General features: G+C 71.5%; 9 protein-coding genes. 7 read left to right on the top strand and 2 right to left on the bottom strand.

Annotated features, from left to right (window positions below):
• Positions 1-749: 749 nt before the first annotated feature.
• From M0P34_RS10930 to M0P34_RS10905, 6 genes are all read left to right on the top strand, one after another.
• The gene (locus tag M0P34_RS10930; protein ID WP_291498978.1) at positions 750-1,133 is read left to right on the top strand and encodes a DUF3568 family protein; all 384 of its coding nucleotides are present in this window, start codon (positions 750-752) and stop codon (positions 1,131-1,133) included.
• Positions 1,134-1,282: 149 nt separating this feature from the next.
• Positions 1,283-1,969 (top strand): TetR/AcrR family transcriptional regulator, encoded by a 687-nt coding sequence (locus tag M0P34_RS10925; protein WP_291498976.1) that lies wholly within the window; start codon positions 1,283-1,285, stop codon positions 1,967-1,969.
• 88 nt (positions 1,970-2,057) lie between these two features.
• Positions 2,058-3,107 (top strand): OmpA family protein, encoded by a 1,050-nt coding sequence (locus M0P34_RS10920; protein ID WP_291498975.1) that lies wholly within the window; start codon positions 2,058-2,060, stop codon positions 3,105-3,107.
• A 106-nt stretch (positions 3,108-3,213) separates the two neighbouring features.
• The gene (locus tag M0P34_RS10915; protein WP_291498973.1) at positions 3,214-3,924 is read left to right on the top strand and encodes a hypothetical protein; all 711 of its coding nucleotides are present in this window, start codon (positions 3,214-3,216) and stop codon (positions 3,922-3,924) included.
• Between the two features lie 347 nt (positions 3,925-4,271).
• Entirely contained in the window at positions 4,272-4,736 is a 465-nt protein-coding gene (locus tag M0P34_RS10910) for a hypothetical protein (RefSeq protein ID WP_291498971.1), read from the top strand.
• A 107-nt stretch (positions 4,737-4,843) separates the two neighbouring features.
• Complete coding sequence (locus M0P34_RS10905; RefSeq protein WP_291498969.1) at positions 4,844-5,158, top strand: hypothetical protein; 315 nt, start codon at positions 4,844-4,846, stop codon at positions 5,156-5,158.
• A gap of 173 nt (positions 5,159-5,331) precedes the next feature.
• On the opposite strand, the gene M0P34_RS10900 is transcribed toward M0P34_RS10905, so the two are convergent.
• On the bottom strand, positions 5,332-6,498 hold the full coding sequence (locus M0P34_RS10900; RefSeq protein WP_291498963.1) for a GAK system CofD-like protein: 1,167 nt from the start codon (positions 6,496-6,498) through the stop codon (positions 5,332-5,334).
• A 166-nt stretch (positions 6,499-6,664) separates the two neighbouring features.
• Here M0P34_RS10900 and M0P34_RS10895 point away from each other — a divergent pair, with 166 nt between their 5' ends.
• The gene (locus M0P34_RS10895) at positions 6,665-7,501 is read left to right on the top strand and encodes a hypothetical protein (RefSeq protein ID WP_291498961.1); all 837 of its coding nucleotides are present in this window, start codon (positions 6,665-6,667) and stop codon (positions 7,499-7,501) included.
• A gap of 238 nt (positions 7,502-7,739) precedes the next feature.
• On the opposite strand, the gene M0P34_RS10890 is transcribed toward M0P34_RS10895, so the two are convergent.
• Positions 7,740-8,600 carry a 50S ribosomal protein L11 methyltransferase gene (locus M0P34_RS10890; RefSeq protein WP_291498959.1) on the bottom strand — a complete coding sequence of 287 codons (861 nt, stop codon included), beginning with the start codon at positions 8,598-8,600 and terminating at the stop codon, positions 7,740-7,742.
• Between the last annotated feature and the right edge of the window lie 65 nt (positions 8,601-8,665).

The raw sequence follows: 8,665 nt of genomic DNA, 5'->3' as shown, positions 1-8,665 counted from the left end.
CCGCACCCTGCGCGCGTGCCCCCTGCGGCCCCGCCAAGGCTTTCCCGTCGGCGTTCCCTGCCCAGCCCGCATGAGCGGTGCCCCTGACCCGCTCCCGGCCAGGTGCGTCCGCCCCGCGCCGCAACTCCGCCCCGGCCCCCGGGGCCAGCCCAGGACGAGTTCCGGACGGAGCCTCCTGTCCCCGGCTACTTCCTGCCTGGGCAGCCGTCCTCCATCTCGCAGATGATCTGCCCCAGGCGCGCCGCCTGTGTTCCTGCGCCAACAGCTCTCCCGCCTGCCAGCGACCTCGCCCCCCCTGGCGCCTTCGAGCCGCTCCCGCCTCCCGCAGGCCCTGCCCGCCGGATGCCTCCCCATGCCCGGCTGAAGCCAGGCCCTGGCAAAAGAATCCCGGCCGCGCCATTCGTCGCTTCGCCGCTTCCTCTCCTCCATCCTGCCTGCACGCCAAGCGGGCAGAGCCGGGTGGCCAGGGCCTGTAAACCGCCTGGCCCGCCCCCTGGCGCACAAGCGGGCAGGCGGACGGTTGCGTGCGCGCCTGGTGCCATTCCTGTGGCGGCGCACCAAGCGGGCAGGGGGGGGCGTCGGGCTGCGTGGCGGGCATAGCCTGTGGGGGGAGAGTGCGCCGCTTGGGCGCCGTCTGGTGCGGGCGGACCGGGGGCCCTGGCGGGCTGAGTGGTTCGACGGCGCTGTTTTGGGTTGCGCGGCTGGGCGCGAACCCCTAGAATCCCGGGAAATCGTACAGGAGAGATGCCATGAAAAAGCAGTTTGCCACGCTCGTGTTGGGCTTCGCGGCCCTGGCTGCCCTGTCGGGCTGCATGGTCGTCGCCGCCGGGGCCCTGGCCGGAGGCGGGACCTATGCCTATGTGTCCGGCTGGGGCGAGCAGACCTACAACGTCGATGTCGCCGACGCCTATGACGCGTCCCTGCGTGCCTGTTCGGCCCTGGGGCTGTATGTCGAGGAGAAGTCGCGTTCCCTGAGCGATGCGTCCGTCAGCGCCAAGGATGGCGACACGCCGGTGTGGATCAAGATGAAGTCCTTGAATCCCAAGGTCACGCAGGTCCGCATCCGGGTTGGCTACCTGGGCGACGAGCCCGCCACCCAGCGCGTGCATCAGGCCCTTCGCAACCAGCTCTAGCCGCCTCCCTGGGCCTTCCCGCATACAAGAACCCGCCGCCAGGCGGGTTTTTTCTTGCTCCGTCCCCGCAGGGGAGCTATCTTGTAGAGTGGAGGCCCGGCCACTGCGGCCGGGGCCCCGTGGCAGTCACCCCCGTCATTGGAGCAGGCATGGGCGCACGGATCATTCCCCTGCGCGAGGCGTACCGCGTCCGCGAGCGCATTCTGGAAGCCCTGGCCGACGTGTTGGCCCTGGGCGGCCCGGACCGGGTGACTTCAGCGGCCGTCGCCGCCCGGGCGGGGCTGGACGAGGCATTGATCCGCCGCACCTTCGGCGGCCTGGCCCGCTTGCAGACCACGTTTGCCCAGAGCGAGGCCTTTTGGCCCGGCGTGGACGAGCTGGCCGGGGGCGACGCGTACGGCTTGCAGGGGCGGTCCCTGGGCGAGGTTCTGTCGCGTTTCTTTCGCGGCTATTTGCGGGCCATGGTCGCCCGGCCCTGGACCCTGGCGGTGATGGCGGCCGAGGCCCGGGGAGAACGCGGCCTGCTGGTCGGCGCCCTGGCCTACGTCCGCGAGCGGCGGGCGCTGGAGTTCTTCGAGGCGGCCCTGGAGGGCGATCCGCCCCCGGGGCTGGACCTGTCGGCCGTGATCCTGCTCATGGCCACGGCCATCAATGCGGTGGGCATCCGCTCCTTGCATGAGCGCAGCCTGGGGGGCATCGCCCTGGACAGCGCCGCTGGCTGGCGCCGCCTTGAGGACGCGCTGGACCTCCTGCTCATGGGAGCCCTGGACGGCGCATTATCATGCCCGCAAAGGCCGGGCGGCGCAACTCCGGGAAAGAACGAGAAAAAATGTTGAAAGGCGAAGGGAAAGTGCTAAAATGAAATCATCTGCGAGGCTCCGGCATGTGCCTGGGCCCAAACCAAAAGAATGCGAGGAATCCATCATGATGCAAAAAAAATCCGGGCTGCTGGCCCTGGTCTTCGCGCTGTGCGCCATTCTGCTTGTCGCCGGCGCGGCCCAGGCGAAGACCGAACTGGTGTCCAAGGTGGACAGCTTCGTGCTGTTCGTCGACTACTCCGGCTCCATGGCCATGACCAACGCGCAGGCCAAGCAGGAGAAGATCGAGATGGCCAAGGACCTGCTGGCCAAGATGAACGAGAAGATCCCGGCCCTGGGTTACGATTCCCGGCTGACGACCTTCGCCCCCACGTCCAAGCTCTACGAGGGAGCCTATGACCGCGCCGGCATGGCCAAGGGCATCGACTCCCTGGCGACCGGCTACGCCATTTTCGGTCGCATGACGCCCATGGGCGGCGGCCTGGAGGACATCCGTCCGACCCTGGACGCCCTCAAGGGCCGCATCGCCGTCATCGTCTTCTCCGACGGCGAAAGCAACCTGGGCAAGAGCCCGGTGCCCGTGGCCACCGAGCTGTACAACGCCTTTGGCGGGCGCCTGTGCTTCCACGCCGTGTCCTTTGCCGACAAGCCCGAGGGCCAGGCGACCATGGACGCCATCGGCAAGCTCTCCGGCTGCTCGGTGTCGGCTTCGGCCGCCGACCTGCTCGGCAGCGAGGCCGCCCTGGACAAGTTCGTGCGCGACGTTTTCTACGACGAGGTCGTTGTCGCCGAGCCCGCCCCGGCCCCCGCTCCGGAGCCCGAGGCCGAGGTGCTGCCCCTGCGTATCCACTTCGACTTCGACTCGGCCAAGATTCGCGGCGACATGGCCCCGATCCTCGATGAGGCCGCCGAGCAGATCAAGGCCCGCGGCGGCAACCTGACCCTGGAAGGCCACACCTGCAACATCGGCACCGAGGCATACAACCAGGGCCTGTCCGAGCGCCGCGCCGCTTCGGTGAAGGATTACCTCGCCAAGCAGGGCATCGCCGCCGACGCCATGGCCACCGTGGGCAAGGGCGAGAGCATGCCCAAGTATGACAACGACACCGACGAGGGCCGCAAGCTCAACCGTCGCGTGGAGATCATCTTCGAATAGGCCCTTCGGGGACCCCTTCGACGCATCCGGGGCCCGGCGCAGACGCGCCGGGCCCCTTTGCGTATTGCGGGGCGCCGGGCCTTCGGATATTCTGCGGCCCATGATCATGGCACATCGCCTTCCCCGCGTGGCGGCGCTGGCCGCTGCCCTGGCCGTTGCCCTGGGGCTGCTCGGCGGCTGCGGCTCGGAGCCCGAGCAGGCCGCGCAACAGGCCCGCGACCCCCTGGCCCGCGAGCGCGCCCAGGACTGGGCCGCCAGCGTCGATGCCGCGGACTGGCTGGCCTGTGTGCGCGCCCAGGAGGCCGCGCTGCTCTGGGCCGAGCGGGTGGGCGCCAGCGCCCTGGCCGGGGCCGAGGCCGCCGCCGCCCGGGCGGCGGCGCCCCGGGCGCGTCCCAAGGCCGTGGCCAAATCCGCCGGAACGCCCAGGCCCAAGGCGACCGCGGCCGCCCCGACCAGGGGCGGCGCGGGTATCGACGCCGTGCGCGCCCAGTTCGACGCCTTCGCGCGCGACTGGGTGGGCACCATCAGTCGCAACCTGCGCCACACCGCCGCCGACATGGCCCTGCAACGCGAGGGCGGCGACGCGGTGGTCGCCCGCTTCATGGAGGTGGACCACGGCTCCCTGGAGATGCAGGTCAAGCCTTCGGCCTCCGGCGGGGCCGTGTGCCCCTTCGTGGGCGTGCTGCGCTACAAGGAGCACCACTACGAGTCGCGCGCGGCCAGCGAGGCCGAGGCGCGCCGGGGGCCCTTCACCCGCGTGAAGACCCAGCGGGTGACGGAGATCTTCCGCTACGTTGCGGGCCGCTGGACCAACTGACGCGGCCTGCGCGGCCAGCCCCGCGCCTGGGCCTGCCGGAGCGCCGGACGGCGGGCACCGGGGCGGCAGGCGGCCTGTCCGCCCCGGGGTGCGGCGCCGCACCCGGCCCGGCCCCCGGCTTGTTCCCAAAGGCTTCCCAACGAATGCGGCGCGTCATGGCCTGAGATCCCGGCCCGGCCCCCGGCTTGTTCCCAAAGGCTTCCCGACCCCGCGCCGAGCCTCGCGCCGAACCCCGCGCCGGGCCTTGCATCCGGGGCGGCGCCCGGCCCCGCGCTTGCCCCGGGGCGGCTTTTCCCCTAGGGTTGGGTCCTGTTTCGTCAACCACAATCCCCCTTTGGAGGTTTCCCATGAGCGCAGCGGAAAAGGTGCATCATATCGGCAAGCCCGGCGACGGCCCCGAGGCCGTCGAGGCCGCGCGGACCACGGCCCCCTGCTGCGGCGACGACACCACCCGCCGCGACATGAGCAAGGTGGCCCTGCTTGTTTCCCTGCTGGCCGTGGTGCTGCTGGTGGTTTTCTTCTTCGGGCTGAACCAGAACCTGAAGGGCGTGGCGGCCACTGTGGACAGCCTTGCCGCCACCACCGGCGACCTGGCCGGGCGGGTGGACGGCGTCGAGGGCAAGGTGGCCGAGTTGGCGAACCTGCCCGAGAAGAGCCGGATGATGGTCATGGGTACCATGCTCCAGGAAATGGCCCAGCGCACGGCCTACCTGGGCACCCAGATGCCCACCGCCGAACAGAACGAGAAGCTGCACCAGGCCATGGAGCTGCTCCAGCAGGTGCAGACGGAAATCGCCGCGCAGCAGCAGTAGCGCCACGGCGTTCCGGGCGGAGCGGGCGGGGGGCGCGAGCCTTCCGCCCGTTTCGTTTTTGTGCCATGCTCGGGTCGCGGCCGCCGAGGCCGGTGCCGGGGGGAGTCATGGAGCGTGTGGTGGTGCGGATGGACAGCGGGGACGTGCTGGAGTTCACGGGCGTCCTGGTGGCGCGTTCCAGCCGCGAGGTGGCCCGCGACGGGCGGCGCAGCACGGTTTTCGAGTATCGCCTGTATCGCACCGAGGCGGGCGGCTATGTGCTGGCCCTGGACAGTTTCGAGAAGGTCCGGGCGCGCAGCTTCTTTTTGCGCTTCAACTCCCGCGACGACGCCCGCGACTATGTGTCGCGCGACGAGGGCGGGGCGGCCCTGGCGCGGGCGCTGTTCGACCCCGCCGGGGACGGCGGCGGCGAGCGGCCCTAGGCGGGGCGGCCCGGGCCGTGGCGGTCATGACTGCGGGCATACGCCCGGGCGCGGTTTTCGCGCCCGGGCGTTTTTTTGCGCCACCGGGGGGGCTCCACCAGTCCTCCGGGGCGTTGCCCCGCATGTGCACAGCGTTTTTTGCGCCCCCCGGGGGGAGGCGCCCCGGCGGGCAGCTAGGGCCCGGGGGCGGCCAGCCGCAGCAGGGCGTCGGCCAGCAGGGCGTCGTCGATCAGCGGGGCGCTGGCGGGGGTGACCAACTCGGCGGGGCAGACGGCGATGCCCCGGGCGGCCAGGGGGCCGGGGGCCACGCCGTGCTCCGGGGCGGCCAGCACGAAATCGAGAGCCCTCGCGCGGGCGCCCGGAGGCAGGTCGGCACGCAGGGCGTCGTCCAGCAGCAGGGCCTGGGCCGTGGGGGTCAGGCCCAGGGCCTCGGGGTCGTGCCCCAGGTTGGGCACGAAAACCTTGGGGCAGGGGTTGGCCGCCACGGCCCGGCCCACGCCCCCGGGCAGCAGGTTGGCCATGATGCTCGTGTAGAAGCTGCCCATGGGCAGCACGATGAGCTCGGCCCCGGCGATGAGCCGGCGCACCGTGGCGTCGATGGCGCAGGGCGGGGCGGGGCGGCCTTGCAGGTCGGCCACCAGCCGCAGGCGGCGGATGGGCGTGCGCAGGGGCGGGGCCTGTTTGCCCGTCAGCAGATGCTGACCCACGATTTCGGACCCGTCGGCCAGCTCGGCGGCCAGGTGCAGGTCGGCCTCCACCGTGGGCAGCACCGTGCCGCGTACCCCGGCCAGGTGCGAGAAGGTGAAGACCACCGGGCCGAAGCTGCGGTCGGCCTCCAGGTAGCCCGCCGTCAGGATCAGGTTGCCGACGCTGGCGCCGCGCAGGTCGAATCCGCGCGGCATGCGCTCCATGAAGACGCCCAGGTAGTGGCGCACCACGCCGCCCAGGGGCTCGGGCACCCGGGCCGCCAGGGGGTGGGTGCCTGCGGCCAGTTCGGCCAGTTCGGCGTCCAGCCCGGCGGGGTCCGCGCCTTTGGGCAGGCGCGTGGCGAAAAGCTCGATCACGTCCGGCGCGCCTTCGGCCAGGGCCATGAGCCGGTTGCGCAGGTCGCCGGGGGCGGGCATGGCGAAGGCCTGCCGCAGGGCCGCGGAGCTGCCGCCGGAGTCGAAGGGCGTGACCAGGTGCACGGAATTGTGGGTGTGGCGGATCAGGCGCCGCGAAAGGCCGCGCAGGGCCGTTCCGCCCGAGAAGAACAGGATGCGCGGCCCCCGGGCGGGGGCGGGCGCCGGGCTTGGGCTCGGGGCTCCCAGGCGTGGGACGGGCAGGGCGGTGGTGCGCATGGTGTCGTGGCCCGGACACAGCGGGCCGGTGATCAGGAAACCACAAAACCCCCCTGCTGTCCACGCGCCCGGCGGGTTGCTCCCGCGCGGGATTTTCATCGGGGTTCCCTTCGCCGCGCAATCGTGTATCTTCTTCTGGCCGCGCTTTGCGCGCCAGGGGGGAGTCATGTATGTGCAGTGCGTTTCCTGCGTGCGGAAGTACCGCTTCGATCCGGCCGCCGTGCCCGCTGGCGGGGCGTCCGCCGTTTGCAAGGGCTGCGGCGCGCGGCTGCCCGTGGCCCCGCGCGACAACGCCGAGGCCGACGCCGCCCGTCCGCCCGTGACCAAGGCCGCCCATCAGAAGGAGCTGAAATGGTACGCGCGCAGCGATGAACTGCTGCGCGGCATGGGCTACCAGCGCAAGACGGCGGAATACAACATGCTGTTCTTCATGCTGCGCGAGTTCCGCAAGCGTCTGGGCATCACCTTTTTCGACATGGGGTGCAGCGTGCGGCTCAAGCGCGTGGACCGCGAGCTGGCCTACAACCGGCTGTCGTTCTTCGGCGATTGCTGTGTTGCGCCCGTCCCGGGAGGGCCGCCGAGCTGCATCCCCGACCTGCTCTGCGGCATGGCCGAGGTGCTGCGCGCCAAGGATTCGGCCCGGCGGTTCTGCGCGGACGAGCTCCTGCGCGTGGCCTATCCGGATTCCTTTCCGGTGCTGGTGCGCTTCGTGCTCGGGGTGGGCTTCGAGACATCCTATGCGGAAACCGTTTACGGCAGCGCGGTGCAGATCGACATCGGCCTGGACGCCGTGCGCGAGCTGCCCGAGGGCTATGACGGGGCGGACCTGGAGCGCCGCGCGCGGGTGGAGATTTCGCGCGTGCCCATCGAGACGGGAGCCTTGCCCCTGGCCGAGCTGCTCGCCCCGGGGCTGCACCTGCGCCCCGGGCGCGACCCGGACCTGCGCTGCGCAAGCCCGGTGCTGGACGCGCTGCTGGCCCACTACGCGGGGGGCGCCGATTAGGTGCGGAGCTACAAGAGGTTGTTCACCCGGCCCTAAGCGGTCAGATCAGGTGTGCGAAAACTCAACTTCTTGCAACTCCACAACCAGGCAGGCCGCCCCGAAACGGCGCTCCGCCGCGCCAACGAAAAAATCCAGGCCGCCCGTGTACGCGAAGTACGCCGCGCGGCCTGGATTTTTCCGTTTCCTGGCTTCCGGCCAGCCTTGAACGGCCTGCGGGCCTGGTTTTTCCTCCAGCCTGCTAGGCCACCTGTTCCCAGACCAGGGCCGTCCACTCGCCGCTGTTTTCGCGGCGCGGCGCGGGCAGGCCCAGGGCCGTGTAGGCGTCGGCCACGGAGTCGGCCTGCTCGGTGAGGATGCCCGAGAGCACCAGGCAGCCCCCCGGGGCCACCCGGGCGCGCAGCTGGGGGGCCATGACCTTGAGGGGGCCGGCCAGGATGTTGGCCAGCACCAGCCGGAACGTGCGCTCCGGCGCCAGGGCTTCCAGGCTGCCCACGGCCAGGTGCAGGCTCTGCTGCGCGCCGTTGATGTCCCGGTTCTCCACGGCGTTTTCGATGGCCAGGGGGTCGATGTCCAGGCCGACGCCGTGCAGGCCGAGCAGGCAGCAGCCCAGGGCCAGGATGCCCGAGCCGGTGCCCAGGTCCAGGAAGTCGTCGCCCGGGTGCAGCAGTCCGGCCTCGCGCAGCCCGGCCAGGGCGCCCAGGCACAGGGCGGTCGTGCCGTGATGCCCGGTGCCGAAGGCCTGCTTGGGCTCGATGACGATGGGGATGCGCCCTGCGGGGGCCTGGTCCGCCAGCCAGGGCGGCAGCACGGTGAAGGTGCTCCCGGCGTGGACGGGGGTGAAGAACTCGCGCCAGGCCAGGGCCCAGTCCTGCTCCTGGATTTCGTCGCGGGTGATTTCGGCCTCGGGCCAGCGGGCGGCTATGTCCTGCTCCAGGGCCTGGGCGGCGGGGCCCTGGTCCAGGTGCAGGGTGAAGGCGGTGCGGCCGTCGGGGCGCTCCTCCTCCTGCCAGCCGCCGGGGGCGTTCATGGTCAGGTGCAGGGTCAGGGCGTCGGTCAGGGTCGACGGCACCAGGGCCGTGATGCGCAGCAGGGTTTTCATGGGGCTCCGTGGGGCCTGGGGCGGGATGGTTTTCGGTGTGCGGGCGGCCCTGGCGGGCGCCCGGG

This window comes from Desulfocurvus sp., from assembly GCF_023230885.1.
In the GTDB taxonomy this organism is placed as follows: Bacteria; Desulfobacterota; Desulfovibrionia; order Desulfovibrionales; family Desulfovibrionaceae; genus Desulfocurvus.
The sequence above is the reverse complement of the archived record's forward strand: the minus strand, read 5'-3'. Positions and strand labels throughout refer to the sequence as shown.